The sequence below is a fragment of the Curtobacterium sp. ER1/6 genome, assembly GCF_001742745.1.
Taxonomy (GTDB): domain Bacteria; phylum Actinomycetota; class Actinomycetes; order Actinomycetales; family Microbacteriaceae; genus Curtobacterium; species Curtobacterium citri.
Window position 1 is genome coordinate 686,094 of record NZ_MJAK01000001.1, and the last position, 21,785, is coordinate 707,878.

Genomic DNA, 21,785 nt, shown 5'->3' on the forward strand with positions numbered 1-21,785 from the left:
CCGTGGACGGCTCATCCTGGCGGATGACGCCGGGTCAGTCGGCCTTCGTCACCAGGCCGTGCTCGTGCGCGAAGACGACCAGACGCACCCGGTCGCGCAGGTCGAGCTTCGTGAGCACCCGCGAGATGTGGGTCTTCACGGTCGCCTCGCTGACGTACTCGTGCTGGGCGATCTCGCTGTTGCTGAACCCGCGCGCCGCCAGGTCGAAGATCTCGCGCTCCCGGGGCGTCAACTCCGCGAAGGCCGCCGGCACCGGGACGGCCCGCCCCGCGGTGTCGTCGTACCGGCGGAGGAGCTCCCGCGTGGCCGACGCGGCGAAGACGGCGGTCCCGGCGTGCACCGTGCGGACGGCGGCGAGGAGGAACTCGGGGTCGGCGTCCTTCAGCACGAACCCGCTCGCACCCGCGCGGATCGCCTTCGCCGCGGCCTCGTCGAAGTCGAACGTGGTCAGCACGAGGACCTTGGCGGCGACGTCGCCGCCCTGTTCCACGATCCGCTCGGTCGCCGTGATGCCGTCCATCACCGGCATCCGGACGTCCATGAGCACGACGTCCACGCCGACGCGCCGGACGAGGTCGACGCCTTCGGCACCGTTGCCGGCCTCACCGACGAAGCGCAGGTCCGGCTGGGAGTCGATGAGCATCCTGATGCCGGTGCGGAAGAGGGCCTGGTCGTCGACGAGCGCGACCCGGATCGGGGCGGAGGTGGTCGGCGTGGTGGTCATCGGGCGGTGCGCTCCTGCTCGGTGTGGGTGGTGCGGCCGCGGGGCATCTGCCCGCTCGCCGGCACGGCGGGCATGCGGACCGCCACGCTGAAGTCGTCGCCGCGCGGTCCCGCGGTCATGGTGCCGCCGGTCATCGCCACGCGTTCGCGCATGCCGATGAGCCCGTGCCCCGTGCCGGGCCCCGGCGAGCCGTCGTCCGCGCAGCGGTTCACGACGGCGATCTCGACCGTGTCCGGCCGGTACACGAGCGAGGCGTGCACCGGGGTGCCGGGCTCGCCGTGCTTCCACGCGTTCGTCAGGCTCTCCTGGACGATCCGGTAGACCGCGAGCTGCGTCGTGGTCGGCAGCCCGCTCGGATCGCCCTCGCGCTCGACGCGCACGTCCAGCCCGACGTCGCGCATGTCGTCGACGAGCGTCTCGATGTCGTCGACCTCGGGCGTGGGGGTCGTTCCCTGCTCGTGCCGGAGCGCACCGAGCAGCTCCCGGACGTCGCCCAGTGCTGCGCGTGCGGTCGAGGAGATCGTGCCGAGCGCCTGGTCCGCGATCGCGGGGTCGGCCTTCAGTGCGTACCGCGCGCCGTCCGCCTGCGCGATGACGACCGCGAGCGAGTGGGCGACGATGTCGTGCATGTCCCGGGCGATCCGGACCCGCTCCTGCTCCACGGCGACCGCGCGGTCGGCCCGGGCCGCGTCGCGTTCGGCGACGAGTTGGGCCTCGCGGCTCAGGCTCGCGGAGCGGCGGGTCCGGACGACCAGACCGGCGAGCCAGGGCAGCAGCAGGACCAGGAGCACGATCGCGAAGAACGACGCCGTCACCTGGGCGGACTCCTGCAGCGGCGTGCTGGCGGTGGCGATGCCGACGCGTTGCCGGTAGTCCGACACCCCCATGTAGAGCGCGGCGACGACCGATCCGCCGATCGCGGAGACCAGGCCGGCCGCGCGGACCCGACCGGACCCGTACGCGCTGGTCGTGTACATGATCGGCGCGATGAAGGCGTCGGCCACGGTCGGCACCTGTCCGGTGGCCATCTGGAAGACGGCCACGACCCAGGCGATGCCGAGTGCGAGGCCCGGCGACAGCCGTCGGAACGCCAGGGCCGTCGCGAAGCCGAGGACGGCGAGCCACCAGAGGGGCCCGTCGAGCCCGCGCGCGGCTACCACGACCACCAGCAGGCCCAGCGCCGACGCCGTCACGACGTCGGTGACGACCTGCGATCGCAGCATGGGGCGGAACACCACTCCACGGTACGACCCCGGGACCCGTCGCGCGTCCGTCCCGGGGATGACGCGGGTCAGAAGCCGAGCCGCCCGAGCTGCTTCGGGTCGCGCTGCCACTCCTTGGCGACCTTGACCCGGATGTTCAGGTACACGTGACGGCCGCCGAGCAGCGACTCGATCTCGGCACGGGCCCGCGATCCGACGTCCCGGAGCCGCTCGCCACCCCGCCCGATGACGATCGCCTTCTGGCTGTCCCGCTCGACGAACAGGTTGGCGAAGATGCGCAGCGGCCCGTCGGGGTCGTCCTCCTCGTCGGGCTCCACGACGTCCTCGACCACCACGGCGAGGGAGTGCGGCAGCTCGTCGCGGACGCCCTCGAGCGCTGCCTCGCGGATGAGCTCGGCGATGCGGTCCGCGTCGGTCTCCTCGGTGACGGTGGAAGCGTCGTACAGCTGCGGCGACTCGGGCAGCAGCTTCGTGATCTCGGCGAGCAGCACCTCGAGCTGCAGGCCCTTCGTCCCCGACGTCGGGATGATCGTGTCCCACTCCCGCAGCTGCGACACCGCGAGGAGCTGCTCGCCGACCCGGTCCTTGGGGGTGCGGTCGATCTTCGTGACGATCGCGACCTTCCTGGCGCGCGGGTACTGGTCGAGCGAGTCGTTGATGAACCGGTCGCCGGGACCGATCGGCTCGTCGGCCGGCACGCAGAAGCCGATGACGTCGACGTCGCCGAGGGTCGACTGCACGAGGTCGTTCAGTCGCTCTCCGAGCAGGGTCCGCGGACGGTGCACGCCCGGGGTGTCCACGATGATGACCTGCCCGTCGGGCCGGTGCACGACACCGCGGATCGCCCGACGCGTGGTCTGCGGCTTCGACGAGGTGATCGCCACCTTCTCGCCGACCAGGGCGTTCGTCAGCGTCGACTTCCCGACGTTCGGGCGGCCGACGAACGAGACGAAGCCCGCGCGGTAGGGGTGCTCCGGAGCGGTCGGCTCGGTGTCGTGCTCGGTCATGCGCTGGCGCTCCCGGTCGTGGTGGGTGTCGTCTCGCCGAGGGCGTCCTCGGCGTCCTGCAGGGCGGCGGTCCGCTCGGCGAGGACGGTGATCAGGTGGCGGCGCTTGCCCTCGACCCGGTCCGCGGTCAGGACGACCCCGGAGACCGTGACCTGCTCGCCGTGCACCGGCAGCCGGCCGAGCTCCTTCGTGAGCAGCCCGCCGGCGGTGTCGACGTCGTCGTCCTCGAGCTCGATGCCGAACAGGTCGCCCAGCTCGTCGATCGGCAGGCGCGCCGAGATCCGCCACACGCCCGGGGACACCTCGGTCCGGTCGACGACGGTGCGGTCGTACTCGTCGGAGATGTCGCCGACGAGCTCCTCGATGAGGTCCTCCATCGTCACGAGCCCGGCGACCCCGCCGTACTCGTCGACCACGAGCACCAGGTGGTTCTTCGCGACCTGCATGTGCCGCAGGGTGTCGTCGGCGGGCTTGGACTCGGGCACGAACTCGGCCGGACGCAGCAGCGTCGTGACGGGCTCCTGCTCGCTGCCGGGCCGTTCGTAGAGCGCACGGGAGACGTCACGCAGGTACAGCACCCCGAGCACGTCGTCGCTGTCCTTCCCGGTCACCGGCATGCGGGACACCCCGGCGACCAGGAAGCGCTCCATGCCGGCCGCGAGCGTGGCGTCGCCGTCGACGGCGAGCATGTCGGTGCGGGGCACCATGACCTCGCGCACGAGGGTGTCGCTGAACTCGAACACCGAGTGGATGAGCTCGCGGTCGTCCTGCTCGAGGACGTTGCTCTCGGTCGCCTCGTCGACGAGCGAGAGCAGCTGTTCCTCGCTCGAGACGGTCGACGCGCTGCGGCCACGACCCGGGGTCACGCGGTCACCGATGGCGACGAGCAGTCCGGCCAGGGGTCCGAGCACGATGCGCACCGCACGGACGAGTCCGCCGGTGGCACCGATCAGCCGTTCGGCGTGCGCACGTCCGACGCTCCGCGGGCTCGAGCCGACGAGCACGAACGAGACCGCCGTCATGATCGCCGCGGAGACGATCAACGCGACCCACCACGTGTCGAACACGGTGACGAGGGCGATGGTGACGAGCACGGCCGCAGCCGTCTCGGCGAGCACCCGGACGAAGTTGAGCGCGTTCACGTGCGCACCGACGTCGTCGGCCACGGCCTCGATCGCCCGACGGCGTCCGCTGGTGCGGGCGATCTCGTCGAGGTCGGCGCGGGACAGCACGGTCAGCGCGGCGTCCGACGCCGCGAGCAGCCCGCCGACGACGACGAGCACGAACGCCGCCAGGAGCAGGACGACGACGAGCACCATCAGCTCACCGCCCGCGACGCTGGGCGGCGAAGGCGGAGAGGATCTCGCCCTGCAGCCCGAACATCTCGGCCTTCTCCTCCGGCTCGGCGTGGTCGAACCCGAGCAGGTGCAGGATGCCGTGGCACGTGAGCAGCAGCATCTCGTCGGTGCTCGTGTGGCCGGCGGTCCTGGCCTGCTCGGCGGCGACCTGGGGGCAGACGACGATGTCGCCGAGGAGCCCGGCGGGGGTCGGCTCGTCCTCGGTGCCCGGACGGAGCTCGTCCATCGGGAAGCTCAGGACGTCGGTCGGGCCCGGCTCGTCCATCCACCGCACGTGGAGCTGCTCCATCGCGCCCTCGTCGACCAGGACGATCGCGAGCTCCGCGTCCGCGTGGACGTGCAGCGCGTCGAGCGCGAAGGCGGCGAGGCGCTGGATGGCCTGCTCGTCGACCTCGACACCGGACTCGTTGTTGAGCTCGATGCTCACCGGGTGCCTCCTCGGGCGTCGTCCTGCGGGTACGGGGACTGCTGGCGGTCCTGCGGCGGCCGACCGCGGCGCTCGGCGCGGTTCGCACCGGCCGGGTCACCGATCGGTGCCGTGCCACGACCGCCGGGGCGGTGCCCGGCCTGCTCCGCGAGGCGCTCCTCGTCGTAGACGGTGTAGGCGTCGACGATCCGGCCGACCAGGGTGTGCCGCACGACGTCCTCGCTGCCGAGCCGGGCGAAGTGGATGTCCTCGACGTCGCCGAGGATGCGCGTGACGAGCCGCAGACCGGACAGGTTGCCCGGCAGGTCCACCTGGGTGATGTCACCGGTGACGACCATCTTCGAGCCGAAGCCCAGGCGCGTCAGGAACATCTTCATCTGCTCGGGCGTGGTGTTCTGCGCCTCGTCGAGGATGACGAACGAGTCGTTGAGCGTCCGCCCGCGCATGTACGCCAGCGGCGCGACCTCGACGGTGCCGGCCGCGAGCAGCTTCGGCACGAGCTCGGGGTCCATCATCTCGTTCAGCGCGTCGTAGAGCGGCCGCAGGTACGGGTCGATCTTGTCGGTGAGCGTGCCGGGCAGGAAGCCGAGCCGCTCGCCCGCCTCGACCGCCGGCCGCGTGAGGATGATGCGGGTGACCTCGCGTCGCTGCAGGGCCTGCACGGCCTTCGCCATCGCGAGGTAGGTCTTGCCGGTACCCGCCGGGCCGATGCCGAACGTGATCGTGTGGTGGTCGATGGCGTCGACGTAGGCGCGCTGCCCGTCGGTCTTCGGCCGCACCGACTTGCCGCGGCTCGCCACGATCGGGGTGCCGAACGTGTCCGAGGGCTTGCGGTCCTCGTCGAGGATCCGCGCCGAGGTCGGGATGTCGGCCGGACCGATGTCCTGCCCGCGCTTCACCATGCCGACGAGCTCGTCGACGAGCGCGTGGGCACGGGCGACGTCGCGCTCGGGCCCGGTGAGCGAGACCTCGTTGCCGCGGACGAGCACCCGGACGCCCGGGTACTGCCGCTCGACCGTCTTGAGCAGACGGTCCTGCGGGCCGAGGAGCTGGACCATCGCGATGCCGTCGACCCGGATGTCGACGACGACGTCGGACGGGTCGGACACGGGTCGGGTCGTGGGTCGGTCCGTCGCGGGTGCGTCGGACGCGGGGTGGACGGAGTCGTCAACCGGCAAGGAGATTCCCTTCGTGCAGATCACCTGCGAGGACGTGCGCGTGCACGTGGAACACGGTCTGACCGGCGGCTTCGCCGGTGTTGAAGACGAGTCGGAACTGGCCGTCCGCCCGCTCGTCGGCGATGCGACGTGCGGTGGCGACCACGTGGGCGAGCAGGTCCGGATCACCGGCGGCGAGCTCCGTCACGTCGCGGTACTGCTCGGTCTTCGGGATCACGAGCACGTGCACCGGGGCCTTCGGCGCGATGTCCTCGATCGCGATCACCCGGTCGTCCTCCGCGACGATCGTCGCGGGGATCGCACGGGCGATGATCTTCGAGAAGACGCTCGGCTCGCTGCTGCTCATGACTCCATCGTAGAACCCACGACCGACGTGGACCCTTCCCGGTGCGGCTACCAGCGGCCCAGCCGCGTCTGCAGGACGGCCAGCGCCGCCGGTCCGGCGGTCGAGGTGCGCAGCACGGTGTCGCCGAGACGGACCCGCACGGCGCCCGCGGCCTCGAGCCGGTCGAACTCCGAGCCGTCGATCCCGCCCTCCGGCCCGACCACCAGGACGATCTCCTCGACGTCGGCCGGCGGTTCCCACGCCGAGAGCCGCACCGCACCCACCGGGTCCAGCACGACCAGCGCACGCCGCGCCTCCCGGCCGACCACCGCGAGCTGCGCCGTCGTCACCGGCGCCGCCACGGTGGGCACACGCGACCGGACCGCCTGCTTGGCGGCCTCCTGCGCGATGGCCGCCCAGCGGGCACGCCCCTTCTCGACCTTCGCGCCGTCCCACCGCGACACGCTGCGGGCAGCGGACCACGGGACGATCCGGTCGACGCCGATCTCGGTCCCCGCCTGCACCGCCATCTCGTCGCGGCCGCCCTTCGCGAGCGCCTGGACGAGCACGAGCGCCGGGCGCGGTTGCGGCTCGACCGTCACCTCGTCGACGGTGAGCGTCAGCTCGTCGCGACCCGTCGCCGTGACCGCGCCGGAGACGACCGTGCCCTGCCCGTCGGCGATCCGCAGGACCTCGCCGACCCGGACGCGCGCGACCGAGACCGCGTGCCGCCCCTCGGCACCGTCGAGCAGGACCGGGTCGCCGACCCCGACGCCGTCGAGCGCGCCGGGACCGACCAGGTGGAGCGAGGCCATCAGAAGTTGAAGAACCGGTCGCGGAGCTTGCCGAACATGCCCTGCTGGAACCGGGCGAGCTGCGGCTTCGCGGCCTTGTGCGACTTCGCGAGCTGCTCGACGAGCTGACGCTCCTTGTGCGAGAGCTTGGTCGGCGTCACGACCTGCACGCCGACCCGCAGGTCGCCGCGCCCGGCACCGCGCAGCTTCGTCACGCCGCGGTCCTTGATCACGAGGACGTCGGCGCTCTGCACGCCGGGCCGGACCTCGAGCTCGACGGGGCCGTCGAGGCCGTCGATCGTGGTGTTGGTGCCGAGGATCGCGTCGGTCATCTGGACCTCGAGCGTCGCGAGCAGGTCGTCGCCCTCGCGGCTGTAGACGTCGTGGTGCCGCACCTTCACCTCGAGGTACAGGTCACCCGACGGGCCGCCGGCGGGACCGACCTCGCCCTGGCCCGGCATCTGCAGGCGCAGACCGGTCTCGACGCCCGCGGGCACGTCGACCGGGACCGTCCGGCGCGCACGGACGCGGCCCTGCCCCTGGCACGTCGGGCACGGGCTGGGGATGACGGTGCCGTAGCCGCGGCAGGTGCCGCAGGGGGCGCTCGTCACGACGTTGCCGAGCAGCGAGCGGACCTGGCGTTGGATGTGGCCGGAGCCGCCGCAGATGTCGCACGTGCGCGGGCTCGTGCCGGGCGCGCAGCACGAGCCGTGGCAGGTCTCGCACAACACGGCCGTGTCGACCTCGACGTCCTTGTGGGTGCCGAAGACGACCTCGTCGAGGTCGACCTCGATCCGGAGCAGGGCGTCCTGTCCGCGCTCGGCGCGGCTCCGCGGGCCGTTCCCCCGGCCGCCGCCACCGCCGCCGCCGAAGAAGGCGTCGAAGATGTCGCTGAACCCGCCGGCCGCGCCGCCGCCGAAGGGGCTGTCGGCCTGCGGGCCGGCGTCGTAGCGCCGCCGCTGCTCGGGGTCGCTCAGCACGTCGTACGCGTGCGTCACGTCCTTGAAGCGCTCGGCGGCGTCCGGGCTCGGGTTGACGTCCGGGTGCAGCTCGCGCGCCAGCCGTCGGTAGGCCTTCTTGATGTCGGCATCGGAGGCGTCCGGCTGGACGCCGAGGACGTCGTAGTGGTCTGCCACGGTTCCCTCAGTCGGTTTCGGTTCGGTCGGTGGGACGCGGCTCGCGCCGCGGTTCGGTCTGGAGGCGCGGAGCGGGTCCGCAGGGCACCGTGCGTCGGGCTCGGTGACCGGTCAATGTTCGCCCAGCAGCTTGGACAGGTACCGTGCGACCGCGCGGACCGCGGCCATGTTGGTGCCGTAGTCCATGCGGGTCGGGCCGAGGACGCCCAGACGGGCGACCGCTCCCCCGCCGGCGAGGTACCCGCCGGCGACGATGCTGGTGGCGTCGAGGCCGTACTCGGCGTTCTCGGCGCCGATGCTGGCGGCCACCGCGACGTCGTCGACCTGCATCTCGCCGAACAACCGGAGCAGGGTCACCTGTTCCTCGATCGCCTCGAGCACGGGGAACAGGCCGCCGGTGAAGTCCCGCTCGCTCTTGGCGAGGTTCGCGGCGCCCGCCATCACCAGGCGGTCCTGCCGGTTCGCGGCGACCTGCTCGATGAGCGTCGCGACGACCACTCCACCGAGGGTCTGCGCGTCGGCACGCAGCTGCCGCGGGACCTCGCGGAGGGCCCGGGGGACGTCCTGCAGGAGCAGGCCGACCGAGGCGCCGTTCACGACGGCGCGGAGTTCGGTGAGGGCGGTCTCGTCGAGCGCGACGTCGGTCTCCACGACCCGTTGCTCGACCCGGGCGGTGTCCGTGATGAGGACGACCATGAGCCGGGTGTCGCCCAGGCGCACGAGCTCGACGTGCTGCACGCGGGCCCGCACCATCGACGGGTACTGCACGAGGGCGACCTGGTTCGTGAGCTGGCTGAGGAGCCGGACCGTGCGGCCGAGGACCTCGTCGAGGTCGTTGGGGGTGCCGAGGAACGTCTCGATCGCGTGCCGCTGCGCGCTCGAGAGCGGGCGGGCGGCGGCCAGGTGGTCGACGAAGACCCGGTAGCCCTTGTCGGTCGGGACCCGCCCGGACGAGGTGTGCGGGGCGACGATGAGCTGCTCGTCCTCGAGCTGGGCCATGTCGTTGCGGATCGTGGCGGCGCTGACGCCGAAGGCGTGGCGGTCGACGATCGTCTTCGAACCGACCGGTTCGCGCGACGCGACGTAGTCCCGCACGATGGCCTTGAGGACCTCGAGGGAGCGTTCGCTGACCATCCGGACCCCTTCCGTTCGATGCTGGCACTCGGACGTGTCGACTGCTGATCCTACGCCCGACCGCCGACGCACCGGGACCGGGGCGGCCCCTCCCGGTACGCTCGCCGCATGAGCTACGGACAGCAGCCCGGCGGGCCCTACGGACAGCAGCAGCCGGGCGGACCCGGCAACCCGCAGGGGCCGCAGTACCCGGCGGGGTACACGCCGCCCCAGCCGATGTCGCCCGAGGACCAGCGCCTCTGGGCGACCCTGACGCACGTCGGCGGCATCTTCTCGAGCCTCGTCGTGCCGGTCATCGCCTACCTGGTGCTGCGCGACCGCGGCCAGTTCATCCGCGAGCACACCCGCCAGGCGCTGAACTTCCACATCACGATGGCTATCGCCGGAGCCGTCTGCAGCGTGCTGACGATCGTGCTCATCGGCTTCGTGCTGCTCCCGATCCTCGGCGTGCTCGTGATCGTCTTCGCCGTCATCGCGGCGATCGCGGCCAACCGCGGGGACTTCTACCACTACCCGCTCACGATCGAGTTCATCAAGCAGTAGCAGCGGTCGCCACCGCTCAGTCGAGCAGCTCGCGGACCACGGCGTCCGCGAGCAGGCGACCCTGCAGGGTCAGCTCGATGCGTCCCCGCACCGCGGCCGACCCGTCCACGAGTCCTCGCGCGACGAGCCCGGCGACCCGGCCACGCGCCTCCCGGGCCAGTTCCGCGGTCGTGAGCTCGCCCCGCACGCGCGCCGCGAGGAGCACCCGCTCGACGTACCGCGTCTCGTCGTCGAGGGTCTCGCGCCCCGCTGCGGGCGACGTCCCGCCGAGCACCCGGTTCGCGTACGCGGCCGGGTGCTTGACGTTCCACCAGCGCGTGCCGGCCACCGCCGAGTGCGCGCCGGGACCGACACCCCACCAGTCGTGGCCCTTCCAGTAGGACAGGTTGTGGCGGCTCGCGTGCTGCGCGGTGCCGCCCTGCGCGTCGAGGCGCGCCCAGTTCGAGACCTCGTACCAGCCGTAGCCCGCGTCGGTCAGGGTCCGGTCGGCGAGCTCGTACATGTCGGCGGCGAGGTCGTCGTCCGGTGCCGGCAGCTCGCCACGGGCGACCATGCGGCCCATCGCCGTGCCCTCCTCGACGATCAGCGAGTAGGCCGACACGTGGTCCGGCGCGCACGCCAGGGCCGCGTCGAGCGAGCGACGCCAGTCGTCGAGCGACTCCCCGGGGGTCGAGTAGATGAGGTCGAGGCTGACGTCGAGGCCCTCCCGCTCCGCCAGGTCGACCACGAGCGGGACGCGCTCGGGGTCGTGCGTGCGGTCGAGGGTCGCGAGCACGTGCGGGACCGCCGACTGCATGCCGTAGCTCATCCGCGTGAACCCACCGCGCCGCAGGGTGGCGACGGACTCGGCGTCCACGGAGTCGGGGTTCGCCTCGGTCGTGACCTCGGCGCCGGGCAGGATGCCCCACGTGTCGTCGATCGCGCGGAGGATCATCACGAGGTCGTCCGCGGGCAGCATGGTGGGCGTCCCACCGCCGAAGAAGACCGTGGAGACCGGTCGCCGCGGGACCCCGGAGCGGTCGAGGACCTCGGCCGCCCAGCGGATCTCCTGCACGGCGTGGCCGGCGTAGTCGTCACGGCGCACGCCGCGCAGCTCGGACGCCGTGTAGGTGTTGAAGTCGCAGTAGCCGCAGCGCACCCGGCAGAACGGGACGTGCACGTAGACGCCGAAGGGGACGTCGCCGGCGCCGGGACCGGGGGTGACCAGGCCGTCCGCGGGAGCGGGATCGGCGATCGGGAGAGCACTCGGCATGGACTCCATTGTCGGCCATGATGGAGCCATGGAGCACCACACCGTCCCCACCACGGTGCTGTGGGACATCGACGGCACCCTCGTGCTGAACGCCGCCTCGCCGGGGAACCTGTACCACCTGGCACTCGAACGCGCCGTCGGTCGCGACCTGGTGCTGCGCGTCGGACACCAGCACGGCCGCACCGACGCCGGGCTCATCGCCGAGCACGTGCGCGCGCACGACCTCGACGACGCCCTCATCCCCACCGTCAGCCGGCACCTGCGCGACCTGACCGACGAGCGGTTCCACCGGGGCGAACGACGCGCGCCGGCTCCGGGAGCCGTTGCGCTGGTCCACCGCTTCGCCCGGCTCGGGTGGCGGAACGGCCTGCTCACCGGCAACTCGGCGCACCGGGCCCGGGTGAAGCTCGCCGGTGCCGGGTTCGACGTCGGCGCCTTCGACTGGGAGCACTCGTACTTCGGGGACGAGGAGGTCGAGCGGACCGGGGTGACCACCCGCGCCGCAGCGGCCCTCGCCGGCACGCGGGCCGTGATCGTCGGCGACACCCCGCGGGACGGGGAGGCGGCCGACGCCGTCGGGATCCCGTTCGTGGCGGTGGCGACCGGGGTCTACGACGTCGAGGCGCTCCGGGCGACGAGCGCGGTGGCCGTCGCACGGGACTGCGTGCAGGACGCGCAGCTGCTCGAGGACGCGATCGGGGCGGTCCCGCCGCTGCGCTGAGGGCTGGTCGGTGGCTGCGGGCTGGTCGGCGCCGCGGGCCGTCCGGCGCTGCGGCGCTAGTCGCCGCGCAGGGCCGCCAGGTACTTCGCCGCCATCGTGCGCTGCTGCCGACGGAGGAACGGCGCGACGAGGGCCCACTTCCGACTGGCCGGCTGCGAGAACTGCCGCACCTGCAACCACACCGAGCCGTCGCTCGTGCGCTCGACGACGAAGGACTCCTCGCCGGAGAGCGGGTGCCCCTCGAGCGTGCCGTAGGCGAACCCCTTGCGGTCCGTCTCGTCGATGATCGACACCACGCGCACGGGTGCGTGCACGGTCTGCCCGAAGGCGTGCATCTCGAGGGTCGCGGTCGTGCCGGCGGTGACGAGCGGGGTGCCGTCCGCGGCGAACCGCTCGACCCTGGGCGTGCCGATCGAGGCGGGTGCGACCGGCACGCCGTGCTCGTCGAAGGTCACCGGGTTGTACCGGACCTCGTCGTCGTCGGGCTGGTCGCCGACGACGACGCGGATGCCGCTGCGCTCCTGGATCTGCCAGGTCAGTGCCTGCGTCACCGCGGTCTCGAAGCGCTGGTCACCGTGCCCGATGCGCGCACGGGACTCCGACGGGGTGAAGCCCTCCGGCGGGTAGGTCATGAGGTCCGCCGCCTGGGTGGCACCGACGGCGCCGTAGGTCAGGGCGGTCCGGTACGTGCCGCGGGAACTCATGGAGCCATCGTACCGGCGCAGCCGTGGAGGCCGTCGCGACGGTGCGGGACACGCACGACGTCAGCGGGGCGTGACCGCGATGTTCCGCCACTGCGCCTCGAGCCCCTGCTCGCGGATGCCGACCGCGCCGCTGGTCAGCGAGCAGCTCCCGAAGTCCGCCTTCCCCTGCACCGGTGTCCCGCCGGCCGAGGGCGAGGCGGTCGCCGTGATCGTGCAGCCCACGGCCTCGACGGTGAGGTGCCACCACTCCTCGGCCTGCACGGTGCGCCCGAACGACACGAAGGTCCCGGTGAACCCCGGGTTCGTGTGCTGCCCGATGACCATGCCCGAGGCGCTGATGCCGACGTAGTAGGCGCGGAGGGAGTCCGGGCCGGTGGACGGGTCGTTCACGCGGACGTTGAACCCCGCGTCGGTCCCACCGGTGGGCTTCCGCATCAGCCGCACGTCGCCGGTCAGGGTCATGTCGCCCCACACCCGGTTGAGGACCTGCTTGTCGCCGTCCTGACCGGAGTACGTGACGCTGCGGATCCGCTCCTCGGGTTGGTCGACCGCCCAGGTGCCGCCGTAGACCCGCGCGGGTGCCCCGTCCTCGAAGCGGCCGGTCGTCAGGGTGGAGTTGTACGGGTCAGACGCCTGCGAGGCCGACAGGGCGCCGGCGGTCACGGTGACGAAGCGGAAGCCGGCCGCGCTCGCGTTGCCGCGCAGGCCGACCGCGCCCTTCGTCAGGCAGTCGGTCGACGACTCCGACGCGTTGACCTTCGTCCAGTCGTTCGCGCCGACGGTCGACGACCACGCGGTGATGCCGCACCCGGCCGCCTGGACGACGACGTGGTAGTACTGCCCGGCGCGGAGGGTCCCCGCGATGGTCGACCGCGCCAGCGGGGTGGTCGTGCCGTTGTTCGTCCGGCTGATCGCCAGCGTGTTGTCCGTCAGCGACAGGCCGACCGAGTAGCCGGTGAAGGCGTTCGTGCCCGTCGCGGGCTGCGTGACGCGGACCAGGAGCCCGGCGTCCGTGCCGGAGTTCACCTGCACGTCGGCCTGCATGGTGTAGTCGGTCCATCCGGGGTCGCCGGTCACGGCCTTCGGCCCGTCGGACGAGCCGGACGTCTCGGTGAAGGTGCCGTACCCGTTCACGGTCTGCGTCGTCCACGTGCCGTTGTACGTCCGCCACGCCCCCTGACCGCCGGCGAACGAGTCGCGGAACGGCAGGTTCGTCCGGGAGTAGTCCGACGCCGTGCTCGCGGCGCTCCGGTTCGACAGCGCCGCGGTGTACGCAGCCTGCGTCGAGCCGGACGTCGTGGTGACGCCGGTCACCAGGGCCAGCACGGCGACGGCGAGCACGCCGAGCAGGCCCGCGGGCCGGAGGGTCACGGGCCGGAGGCTCACGAGGCCCCCGCCGGCTCGACGTCCTCGTCCCGGGTTCCCGCCGGTCGCCCGCCACGGTGCCGCGGCCGCGCGAGCAGGACGCCGACGACGAGCGGCACGGCGCAGAGCACCACGAGGGCCACCCACCCGGCGGGCGTCAGGTCGAGCCGCGCCGCGATCGCAACCGCTCCGTCGGTCCCGGGCGGCAGGGGCACCTGCCCGACCGCCCCGCTGACGAGCCGCTCGGACGCGCCGGCCGGGCCGACGGCGCGGATCGGCAGCAGCCCGGTGGACACGACGTCCGCGACCGGTCGGGCACCCGCCTCGACCCCGGTCACCACGAGCGCGACGAAGGGGCGGAAGACCGCGACCACGACGGCGAGGACGACGCTCACGCCGACGAGCCGCGCGGCGGTGCGGCCGGCGCAACCGGGGAGGAACCCGGTGAGGAGCCAGACGACGCCGACGCCTCCGACCGCCCAGGGCAGCATCCGGAGCACCCATCCCGCACCCGGCAGCACCGCGACGACCCGGCCGACGACGTCGACTCGGGTGATGGTCCAGGCGTCCGCCGCGCCGTTCGCGTCGCCCTTGGTCGTGATCGCGCCGTCCGCGACCGCGGTGATGCGGTGCGTGTAGGGCAGCCGCGCCGCCGTGCCCCCGCCCGCCGCGACCGGCGGCACGAAGGTGACGACGTCGCCGACGGCCAGACGGTGCTGTCCCGGCGGCACCGTCACGACGAGCGACCCCACGGGCGCCGTGCGGCCCATCGACGGCGTCCGGACGTCGAAGGTGCGGACGCCGGCGGCCATCGCGGCACCGACGACGAGCAGCACGAGCAGGACCGTGGCGACGGTGACGACGACCCGCACCGGCACCGCCCGACCCGGGGCACGCCGGCGACGGGGCACCGCCGTGCCGCCGACACCGGCCACGAGTCCGCCGGTCATGCGGTGAACGTCCACACGAGGGACTGGTTCATGGTCTGCGCCTGCGAGTCGTTCGGCGCCGCCGGGTCGAGGGTGACCGTCACGGTCGCCGTCCCGCCCTGGCCGGCAGCCGGAGCGGGGCTGATGGCGAAGGTCTTGCCGCCGATCGCGCCCGCGTTCTGCTTGGAGATGACGGTCGTCGTCCCCGACGGCGTCGTCCACGTCACGGTGACGAGCAGCCAGTAGCAGATGCTGTTCGAGGTCGAGACGGTGCCGTTGCAGACCCCGGGAGCGAGGGAGAACGCCGACGCCGCGACCCCGCCGGTGTTCTTGATCACCGTCGAGGTGCCGCGCGTGGTGTCCCCCGGCCGGAGGTTCGTACCGGCGTACAGGTCGGTCGAGCACGTCGTGGTGCCTGTGGGAGTGCTCCGGCACGCCACGGTCGACGCGTCCGGACCCTGCGTCATCTCGATCGAGACGGTGTTCGCCGTGTTCGTGGTGTTCGAGATCGATGCCGTGTACGCCGACATCGTGCCGGTCGTCGTCAGCGCGAGCGCGACCGAGGCGACGAGTCCCGCCGCCGCGATGAGCCAGCCCGTGCGCACCGGGGTGCGGCGGACGACCGTCGAGTGCCTGCCCACGACGACACCGTCAGGCGGAGAAGGTGAAGGTGAGGGCCTGGGAGAGGGTCACGCCGGACGTCGGCGCGGTGGCGTTCTGCGGCAGCGAGACCTGCACGGTGAGCGGGATGCGCTCGTTCGCCGCGGGCGGGTTCGGCAGCGTGATCGCGTTCGCCGCCAGGTACGCGGGCGTCGTGGAAGCGGGCAGCACGTCCGCACCGCGCCACGTCATCTTCACGACGAGCTGGTTGCAGAGGTCCGAGCCGCTCGTGGGCGAGGTGGCGCAGGGGCCGCCCGTGAGCCGGAACCCGGTGGGCGTCGCCGTCCCGGTGTTCGCGAAGTAGATCGTCTGGGTGGTCGAGGAGTCGCCGGGGCGCAGCGACTGCCCGCCGTAGAGGTTCGGGTCGGTGCAGCTCGCCGTGCCGTCGGAAGCGGTCGTGCAGGCTCCGGGCGACCCGTCGGCGGTGGTCTCCGCGATCCGGATCGTCGAGGTGGACACCGTGTTGGTGCCGTGCAGGAAGGCCTGCGTGAAGACGGACAGCGTGCCGCTGAAGGTCAGCGCGAGCACCACCGCGGCGGCGAGGCCGGCGGCGATGACGACGAGGTTGAGACGCTGCCGCTGTGCGCGGCTGACAGGTGTTGCATGACGGGACATCGGGTTCGCACCTCCGTGTGCACCCGGGTCGGGAACGATCACGGCGCAGGGTCGCGCGTGATCGCAGCGGCCGGGTCCGCTGAACTGAGTTGTGTTCACCACTACTCGGTCACATGCGACTGTATAGACCTGCAGCCGTTCTGGGTCCCCCAAAGTACGGGCAGACAGAACGGTCTGCCCGTTCTGGAGCGCGTCAGCGCGGCCGACGGCGCCTCGAACGGTGCGCCGTCCTGCGGGAAGCGGATGACCGGGGCGGACCCGGGGAGGCTCCCGCCGCTACTTCTTCTTCTCTTCCACGTCCCCGGAGAGCGCCGCGATGAACGCTTCCTGCGGCACCTCGACGCGACCCACCATCTTCATGCGCTTCTTGCCCTCCTTCTGCTTCTCGAGGAGCTTGCGCTTGCGGGTGATGTCACCGCCGTAGCACTTCGCGAGGACGTCCTTGCGCATCGCCCGGATGCTCTCGCGGGCGATGATCCGGGCACCGATCGCGGCCTGGATCGGGACCTCGAACTGCTGGCGCGGGATGAGCTTGCGCAGACGCTCGGTCATGAGCGTGCCGTAGGCGTAGGCCTTGTCGCGGTGCACGATCGCGCTGAAGGCGTCGACCTGTTCGCCCTGCAGCAGGATGTCGACCTTGACGAGGTCGGCTGCCTGGTCGCCGGTCGGCTCGTAGTCGAGCGAGGCATAGCCCTGCGTCTTGCTCTTCAGCTGGTCGAAGAAGTCGAAGACGATCTCGCCGAGGGGCATCTCGTACCGGATCTCGACGCGGTCCTCGCCGAGGTACTCCATGCCGAGCAGGGAGCCACGGCGCGACTGGCACAGCTCCATGATCGCGCCGACGTAGTCCTTCGGCGCGAGGATCGCGGCGCGGACCATGGGCTCGCGGACCTCGACGATGCGACCGCCCGGGAACTCGGACGGGTTCGTGACCTCGGTCACGGTCGTGTCCTCGTTCGTGACCTCGTAGATCACGCTCGGGGCCGTCGTGATGAGGTCGAGGCCGAACTCGCGCGAGAGGCGCTCGGTGATGATCTCGAGGTGCAGCAGGCCGAGGAAGCCGCAGCGGAAGCCGAAGCCGAGCGCCACGGAGGTCTCCGGCTCGTACACGAGCGCCGCGTCCGAGAGCTTGAGCTTGTCGAGGGCCTCGCGCAGGTCGGGGTAGTCGGAGCCGTCGATCGGGTACAGCCCTGAGAACACCATCGGCTTCGGGTCCGTGTAGCCCGGCAGGGCCTCGGTCGCCGGCTTCTGCGCCGTCGTGACCGTGTCGCCGACCTTCGACTGCCGGACGTCCTTCACGCCGGTGATGAGGTAGCCGACCTCGCCGACCGAGAGCCCCTTCGTGGGCTTCGGCTCGGGCGACGACACACCGATCTCGAGGATCTCGTGCGTCGACCTGGTCGACATCATCTGGACCTTCTCGCGCGGGTGGATGGTGCCGTCGATCATCCGGACGTAGGTCACCACACCGCGGTAGCTGTCGTAGACCGAGTCGAAGATCATCGCGCGGGGTGCCGCCTCGACGTCGCCGACGGGGGCCGGCACGGTGCGGACCACGCGGTCGAGGAGCTCGGCGACACCGACACCGGTCTTGCCCGAGACGCGGAGGACGTCCTCCGGCTTGCCGCCGATGAGCTGCGCGAGCTCGGCGGCGTACTTGTCGGGGTCGGCGGCGGGCAGGTCGATCTTGTTGAGCACCGGGATGATCTCGAGGTCGTTCTCGAGCGCCAGGTAGAGGTTGGCCAGCGTCTGTGCCTCGATGCCCTGCGCGGCGTCGACGAGCAGGATCGCACCCTCGCACGCGGCGAGCGAGCGGGAGACCTCGTACGAGAAGTCGACGTGCCCCGGCGTGTCGATCATGTTCAGCGCGAAGGTCTCGCCGTCGAGCTCCCACGGCATGCGCACGGCCTGCGACTTGATCGTGATGCCGCGTTCGCGCTCGATGTCCATCCGGTCGAGGTACTGCGCACGCATCGCGCGGTCCTCGACGATGCCGGTGATCTGCAGCATGCGGTCGGCCAGCGTGGACTTGCCGTGGTCGATGTGCGCGATGATGCAGAAGTTGCGGATCGCCTCGGCCGGGGTCGCGGCGGGCTCGAGCGGCGCGGATGCTTGTGGGCTCACGGTTCCTCAGGGGTCGGTGCGGTCGGACGATTGTCCCACGGTTGTGCGCGCGCAGCGCGCATCCGATGGCGCCCTGTGGGAACCGGGCGCGACGCCACGGCTGTGCAGGACGGACGGGAGGCGCGCGGCGGGGCCGGCACGGGCCTCCCGTCCGTCAGGCGGTCACCCTGGCGGGCGTCGGCAGTGCACCCAGGCCGCGGCGCAGGTCCTCCGGGGTGGCCGCGAGGCACACGCGGACCCAGCCCTCGCCGGACCGGCCGAAGGCACTGCCGGGCGCGACCGCGACGTGCTCGCGGTGCAGGAGTGCCAGCGCCCACTCGGCGACGTCGCCCCCGGAGGCGTGTGACACGTCGATCCAGAGGTAGAAGGCCCCACGGGGGTCGAGGTAGCGGATGCCGCCGGCGTCGAGGACCTCCTTCGCCACCGCCAGGTTGGCGCGGTAGTGCTCGCGGGCGTCCTGCACGGCCTGGTGGTCGCCGACGATCGCCGCGAGCGCGGCCCACTGGTCGGGCTCGGCGACGCAGCTGATCATCGCCTCCTGCGTCGTGCGCATGGTCGGCCCGAGTCCCTTCGGCGTCACGAGGTACCCGACGCGGACGCCGGTCATGGCGTACGTCTTGCTCAGCGAGAACGCCGTGAAGACCCGGTCGTCCTCGTCGAGCGCGGCGATGCTCACGTGGCGCGTGCCGTGGGTGAAGTACTCGTAGACCTCGTCGCTGATCACCCACAGGTCGTGCCGCTTCGCCAGGGCGAGCAGCGCGCGGAGGGTCTCCTCGCCGAACACCGAGCCGAGGGGGTTCGACGGGGAGTTCACCACGATCGCCCGGGTGTGATCGGTGATGCTCGCCTCGAGCGCCTCGAGGTCGGGCTCGAAGTCGTGCTGCGGTTCGAGCCGGTACGGCACCGGGGTCGCGCCGATGATGTGCGCGTTCATCGTGAAGGTCGTGTAGCCCGGGTCCGGCACGAGGACCTCGTCACCCGGGCTCAGCACGAGCGTCATCGCCTGGAACAGCGCCTGCGTCGCGCCGATCGTCAACCAGACCTGCTCCGGGTCGACGTCGATGCGGTTCTCGCGGCGGAGCTTGTCGCGGATCGCCGCCCGGAGGGGTGCGATGCCGCCGTTCGGCGTGTAGTCGGTGCGGTCCTCGGACCACGCGCGACGGGCGGCCTCGCCGATGTGCGGTGCGACGGCGACGTCCGGCTCGCCGATGACGAGCATCGCGACGTCGGTGCCGTCGGCCTGCAGCAGGGCGGCCTGCTCGTAGACGCGGCGGATGCCGGATGCGGGCACGGTCTCGATCCTGGGGGCGAGGGAGGGCACGTCGACACGGTAGCCGCTCGCGTGTTGCGGCCGCGTTTCGTCGGCGACGCGCGCGGGTCCGGTCCTTTGGTGCCAGCCCGTCCTGCTGGTAGTGTTGGTGGCTGGCTTCCGCGTTCCCCGCCCACGGGTGGAACGCGATGCGACCAAGGGCCCCTCTACCCAGCGGTCGCGACCACCCGTAGAGACGATCAAGGAGCAACACGCATGGCGAACATCAAGTCGCAGATGAAGCGCATCAAGACCAACCTGAAGGCCCAGGAGCGCAACAAGGCCTACCGCTCGGAGCTCAAGACGGTCATCCGTCACACGAACGAGGCCGTCGCCTCGGGCGACAAGGACAAGGCCGCTGCGGCGCTGGTCCTCGCCTCGAAGAAGCTCGACAAGGCCGTGAGCAAGGGCGTCATCCACAAGAACCAGGCGGCGAACCGCAAGTCGGCCATCGCCAAGAAGGTCTCCGCGCTCTGAGTCGCTGATCCTCGGGACGGTCCATGACCGTCCGGCCGAGAGCCCCGCACCGGTGGTGCGGGGCTCTCGTCGTTCGCGGGCCGCGCGGCAGTGGCGGCGCGGCGCGGCGGCGGGACGGTGTCGAACCACGGTTCCGACGTCGAACCAGCGCGCGCGGCTGGTTCGACGTCGCTTCCGTGGTTCGGAGCGGCGGCCGGCACAACCGGGAGCGCGTCGCACCACGGGGTCCCGTGGCGCGACGCGCTCGACGTCGTGCGGGAGCACGTCGCGCCGCCATCCGCCGCGAGCAGCCGGACACCGCACACGCGACGTGCGCAGCCGGCCGGGAGGCCCGGATCGCCTCAGCGGTCCTCGCCGCGTCGGGCGATGGTGCGGACCATCACCTCGAGCGCGTAGTGCGCGTCGCGCGACCCACCCTTCACCGCGGTGTCCGCCGCAGCGATGCTCGTGATCGCGTTCGCCAGCCCGGCCTCACTCCACCCCGCCACGTCACGCTGTGCGCGCTGGACCTGCCACGGCGCCATGCCGAGCGCGGACGCCGCTTGGCCGCTCGGGCCGCGGAAGGCGCTGACCTTCGCCATCGTGCGGATCTTGCTCGCGAACGCCGCGACGATCGGCACCGGGGCCTCCCCCGTCGCCAGCGCGTGCCGGAGCTCGACGATCGCCGGAGCCGACCGGCCCGCGAGCGCGATGTCGGCGACCTTGAACGCGTTCGTCTCGACGCGGCCGCCGTAGTACTTGTCGACGACGCGGTCGGTGATCTCCTCGGCCTCGTCGGCGAGCAGCTGCCGGCACGCGGCGGCAAGCTCGGCCAGGTCGTCGGCGAAGGCCGCGACGAGCGTCCGCACCGCCGAGGGCGCGATCCGGCGTCGGGCCGCCCGGAACTCCGCGTTCACGAAGTCCGCCTTGTCGGTGTCGCGCTTCAGCTCGTCGCACTGCACCTCGACGCCGCCGCCGACACCGCTGCGGATGGTGTCGAGGAGCTTCTTCCCGCGCACACCGCCGCCGTGCCGGAGCACCAGGGTGACGTCGTCGGCCGGTGCCTGCAGGTAGCTGATCGTCTCGGTGATGAAGGCATCGGTGCACTTCTCGACGTTGGTGACCCGCACGAGCCGGGGTTCGCCGAAGAGCGACGGGCTCGCCAGCGTCGCGAGGAGGCCGGGGGCGTACTGGTCCGCTTCGAGGTCGTGCACCTCGAGCGCCGGGTCCTCGCCCACGAGCAGGTCACGGAGGACGCTGCTCGCACGCTCCGCCAGGAACTGCTCGGGTCCGGTGACGAGCACGACCGGTGCGGGGCGGACGCCCGACCACGGCACCTGGTCGATCTTCGCCGCGGCGCGCGCGGGCTTCTTGGCGGGCATGCGTTCCTTCCGTCGGCGCCGGGTCGAGCGGGTCCGGGCCTGCGTCGATCCTACGGGCCACCGGGGACGCTCCGCCGCCGGCCCCACGGCGTGCGGCGCTGCCGGGGAGTCCGCCGGTGGGCCGTCGTCCGCGGCACGCTCCGTCCAGACACGGAGCGCGTCCCCGCGGTCCCGTGACACGACGATCGTGCCCTGGCGGTCGGTCCGGAACGCGGCGGTCCCGGCCGCCCGGAGCGCGTCGAGCGCCGTCCGGGTCGGGTGTCCGTACGTGTTGTCCGCCCCGACGCCGATGAGCCCGACGGGTGCCGCGAGCTGCCGGTAGAGCGCGGGGTCCTGGTCGGACGACCCGTGGTGCGCGACCTTCACGACGTCCGGGCGCGTCTCGACGAGGGGCCGGAGCCGCCGCTGGGAGCGCTCCC

The 21,785-nt window shown here is 72.3% G+C and carries 22 protein-coding genes; 3 read left to right on the plus strand and 19 right to left on the minus strand.

Annotated elements, in window-relative coordinates; translation table 11 throughout:
- Positions 1-34: 34 nt before the first annotated feature.
- The 10 genes from Cus16_RS03170 to hrcA form a co-directional block, all read right to left on the minus strand.
- Positions 35-724, minus strand: coding sequence for a response regulator (locus Cus16_RS03170; RefSeq protein ID WP_069711116.1), 690 nt, complete (start codon positions 722-724; stop codon positions 35-37).
- Positions 721-1,959: a sensor histidine kinase gene (locus Cus16_RS03175; protein WP_223246498.1), complete on the minus strand. Its 1,239-nt coding sequence runs from the start codon at positions 1,957-1,959 to the stop codon at positions 721-723. The genes Cus16_RS03170 and Cus16_RS03175 overlap by 4 nt, the downstream gene beginning before the upstream one ends.
- 56 nt (positions 1,960-2,015) lie before the next feature.
- The gene (gene era, locus Cus16_RS03180; protein ID WP_069711118.1) at positions 2,016-2,954 is read right to left on the minus strand and encodes a GTPase Era; all 939 of its coding nucleotides are present in this window, start codon (positions 2,952-2,954) and stop codon (positions 2,016-2,018) included.
- On the minus strand, positions 2,951-4,273 hold the full coding sequence (locus Cus16_RS03185) for a hemolysin family protein (RefSeq protein ID WP_069711119.1): 1,323 nt from the start codon (positions 4,271-4,273) through the stop codon (positions 2,951-2,953). Before Cus16_RS03185 ends, era begins: the two co-directional genes overlap by 4 nt.
- A gap of 4 nt (positions 4,274-4,277) precedes the next feature.
- Entirely contained in the window at positions 4,278-4,739 is a 462-nt protein-coding gene (ybeY, locus tag Cus16_RS03190; RefSeq protein ID WP_069711120.1) for an rRNA maturation RNase YbeY, read from the minus strand.
- Complete coding sequence (locus Cus16_RS03195; RefSeq protein ID WP_223246521.1) at positions 4,736-5,797, minus strand: PhoH family protein; 1,062 nt, start codon at positions 5,795-5,797, stop codon at positions 4,736-4,738. The genes ybeY and Cus16_RS03195 overlap by 4 nt, the downstream gene beginning before the upstream one ends.
- A gap of 109 nt (positions 5,798-5,906) precedes the next feature.
- A complete protein-coding gene (locus Cus16_RS03200) occupies positions 5,907-6,263 on the minus strand; it encodes a histidine triad nucleotide-binding protein (RefSeq protein WP_069711121.1) in 357 nt (118 codons plus the stop codon).
- A gap of 47 nt (positions 6,264-6,310) precedes the next feature.
- Positions 6,311-7,057 carry a 16S rRNA (uracil(1498)-N(3))-methyltransferase gene (locus tag Cus16_RS03205; protein ID WP_069711122.1) on the minus strand — a complete coding sequence of 249 codons (747 nt, stop codon included), beginning with the start codon at positions 7,055-7,057 and terminating at the stop codon, positions 6,311-6,313.
- On the minus strand, positions 7,057-8,172 hold the full coding sequence (gene dnaJ / locus Cus16_RS03210) for a molecular chaperone DnaJ (protein WP_069711123.1): 1,116 nt from the start codon (positions 8,170-8,172) through the stop codon (positions 7,057-7,059). The genes Cus16_RS03205 and dnaJ overlap by 1 nt, the downstream gene beginning before the upstream one ends.
- 111 nt (positions 8,173-8,283) lie before the next feature.
- Positions 8,284-9,306: a heat-inducible transcriptional repressor HrcA gene (gene hrcA / locus Cus16_RS03215; RefSeq protein ID WP_069711124.1), complete on the minus strand. Its 1,023-nt coding sequence runs from the start codon at positions 9,304-9,306 to the stop codon at positions 8,284-8,286.
- A gap of 108 nt (positions 9,307-9,414) precedes the next feature.
- Between hrcA and Cus16_RS03220 the strand changes: the two genes are divergently transcribed.
- Entirely contained in the window at positions 9,415-9,849 is a 435-nt protein-coding gene (locus tag Cus16_RS03220) for a DUF4870 domain-containing protein (protein WP_223246499.1), read from the plus strand.
- Positions 9,850-9,865: 16 nt separating this feature from the next.
- Here Cus16_RS03220 and hemW read toward each other — a convergent pair whose 3' ends face one another.
- A complete protein-coding gene (hemW, locus tag Cus16_RS03225; RefSeq protein WP_069711422.1) occupies positions 9,866-11,101 on the minus strand; it encodes a radical SAM family heme chaperone HemW in 1,236 nt (411 codons plus the stop codon).
- Positions 11,102-11,129: 28 nt separating this feature from the next.
- Between hemW and Cus16_RS03230 the strand changes: the two genes are divergently transcribed.
- Entirely contained in the window at positions 11,130-11,822 is a 693-nt protein-coding gene (locus Cus16_RS03230) for an HAD family hydrolase (protein WP_069711125.1), read from the plus strand.
- 56 nt (positions 11,823-11,878) lie between these two features.
- On the opposite strand, the gene Cus16_RS03235 is transcribed toward Cus16_RS03230, so the two are convergent.
- The 7 genes from Cus16_RS03235 to Cus16_RS03265 form a co-directional block, all read right to left on the minus strand.
- Complete coding sequence (locus tag Cus16_RS03235) at positions 11,879-12,526, minus strand: DUF1990 family protein (protein WP_069711126.1); 648 nt, start codon at positions 12,524-12,526, stop codon at positions 11,879-11,881.
- Positions 12,527-12,586: 60 nt separating this feature from the next.
- On the minus strand, positions 12,587-13,897 hold the full coding sequence (locus Cus16_RS03240) for a family 16 glycoside hydrolase (RefSeq protein ID WP_189319513.1): 1,311 nt from the start codon (positions 13,895-13,897) through the stop codon (positions 12,587-12,589).
- 11 nt (positions 13,898-13,908) lie between these two features.
- Positions 13,909-14,841, minus strand: a complete 933-nt coding sequence (locus tag Cus16_RS03245; protein WP_069711128.1) for a S26 family signal peptidase — start codon at positions 14,839-14,841, stop codon at positions 13,909-13,911.
- Positions 14,838-15,461, minus strand: a complete 624-nt coding sequence (locus tag Cus16_RS03250; protein WP_069711129.1) for a hypothetical protein — start codon at positions 15,459-15,461, stop codon at positions 14,838-14,840. Before Cus16_RS03250 ends, Cus16_RS03245 begins: the two co-directional genes overlap by 4 nt.
- Before the next feature lie 10 nt (positions 15,462-15,471).
- Complete coding sequence (locus tag Cus16_RS03255; protein ID WP_069711130.1) at positions 15,472-16,095, minus strand: hypothetical protein; 624 nt, start codon at positions 16,093-16,095, stop codon at positions 15,472-15,474.
- 276 nt (positions 16,096-16,371) lie between these two features.
- Positions 16,372-18,219 (minus strand): translation elongation factor 4, encoded by a 1,848-nt coding sequence (gene lepA, locus Cus16_RS03260; protein ID WP_069711131.1) that lies wholly within the window; start codon positions 18,217-18,219, stop codon positions 16,372-16,374.
- 154 nt (positions 18,220-18,373) lie between these two features.
- A complete protein-coding gene (locus tag Cus16_RS03265; protein WP_069711132.1) occupies positions 18,374-19,540 on the minus strand; it encodes a pyridoxal phosphate-dependent aminotransferase in 1,167 nt (388 codons plus the stop codon).
- 204 nt (positions 19,541-19,744) lie between these two features.
- Between Cus16_RS03265 and rpsT the strand changes: the two genes are divergently transcribed.
- Complete coding sequence (gene rpsT / locus Cus16_RS03270; RefSeq protein WP_069711133.1) at positions 19,745-20,005, plus strand: 30S ribosomal protein S20; 261 nt, start codon at positions 19,745-19,747, stop codon at positions 20,003-20,005.
- A gap of 341 nt (positions 20,006-20,346) precedes the next feature.
- On the opposite strand, the gene holA is transcribed toward rpsT, so the two are convergent.
- Positions 20,347-21,366, minus strand: a complete 1,020-nt coding sequence (gene holA / locus Cus16_RS16800) for a DNA polymerase III subunit delta (protein WP_069711423.1) — start codon at positions 21,364-21,366, stop codon at positions 20,347-20,349.
- Between the last annotated feature and the right edge of the window lie 419 nt (positions 21,367-21,785).

Excerpts from the sequence above, each read along its gene's own strand:
- Cus16_RS03170 (WP_069711116.1), bottom strand. The coding sequence starts at position 724 with ATGACCACCACGCCGACCACCTCCGCCCCGATCCGGGTCGCGCTCGTC.
- era (WP_069711118.1), bottom strand. The coding sequence starts at position 2,954 with ATGACCGAGCACGACACCGAGCCGACCGCTCCGGAGCACCCCTACCGC.
- Cus16_RS03185 (WP_069711119.1), bottom strand. The coding sequence starts at position 4,273 with ATGGTGCTCGTCGTCGTCCTGCTCCTGGCGGCGTTCGTGCTCGTCGTC.
- Cus16_RS03195 (WP_223246521.1), bottom strand. The coding sequence starts at position 5,797 with ATGGTCCAGCTCCTCGGCCCGCAGGACCGTCTGCTCAAGACGGTCGAG.
- Cus16_RS03200 (WP_069711121.1), bottom strand. The coding sequence starts at position 6,263 with ATGAGCAGCAGCGAGCCGAGCGTCTTCTCGAAGATCATCGCCCGTGCG.
- Cus16_RS03205 (WP_069711122.1), bottom strand. The coding sequence starts at position 7,057 with ATGGCCTCGCTCCACCTGGTCGGTCCCGGCGCGCTCGACGGCGTCGGG.
- hrcA (WP_069711124.1), bottom strand. The coding sequence starts at position 9,306 with ATGGTCAGCGAACGCTCCCTCGAGGTCCTCAAGGCCATCGTGCGGGAC.
- Cus16_RS03220 (WP_223246499.1), top strand. The coding sequence starts at position 9,415 with ATGAGCTACGGACAGCAGCCCGGCGGGCCCTACGGACAGCAGCAGCCG.
- hemW (WP_069711422.1), bottom strand. The coding sequence starts at position 11,101 with ATGCCGAGTGCTCTCCCGATCGCCGATCCCGCTCCCGCGGACGGCCTG.
- Cus16_RS03230 (WP_069711125.1), top strand. The coding sequence starts at position 11,130 with ATGGAGCACCACACCGTCCCCACCACGGTGCTGTGGGACATCGACGGC.
- Cus16_RS03235 (WP_069711126.1), bottom strand. The coding sequence starts at position 12,526 with ATGAGTTCCCGCGGCACGTACCGGACCGCCCTGACCTACGGCGCCGTC.
- Cus16_RS03245 (WP_069711128.1), bottom strand. The coding sequence starts at position 14,841 with ATGACCGGCGGACTCGTGGCCGGTGTCGGCGGCACGGCGGTGCCCCGT.
- Cus16_RS03255 (WP_069711130.1), bottom strand. The coding sequence starts at position 16,095 with ATGTCCCGTCATGCAACACCTGTCAGCCGCGCACAGCGGCAGCGTCTC.
- rpsT (WP_069711133.1), top strand. The coding sequence starts at position 19,745 with ATGGCGAACATCAAGTCGCAGATGAAGCGCATCAAGACCAACCTGAAG.
- holA (WP_069711423.1), bottom strand. The coding sequence starts at position 21,366 with ATGCCCGCCAAGAAGCCCGCGCGCGCCGCGGCGAAGATCGACCAGGTG.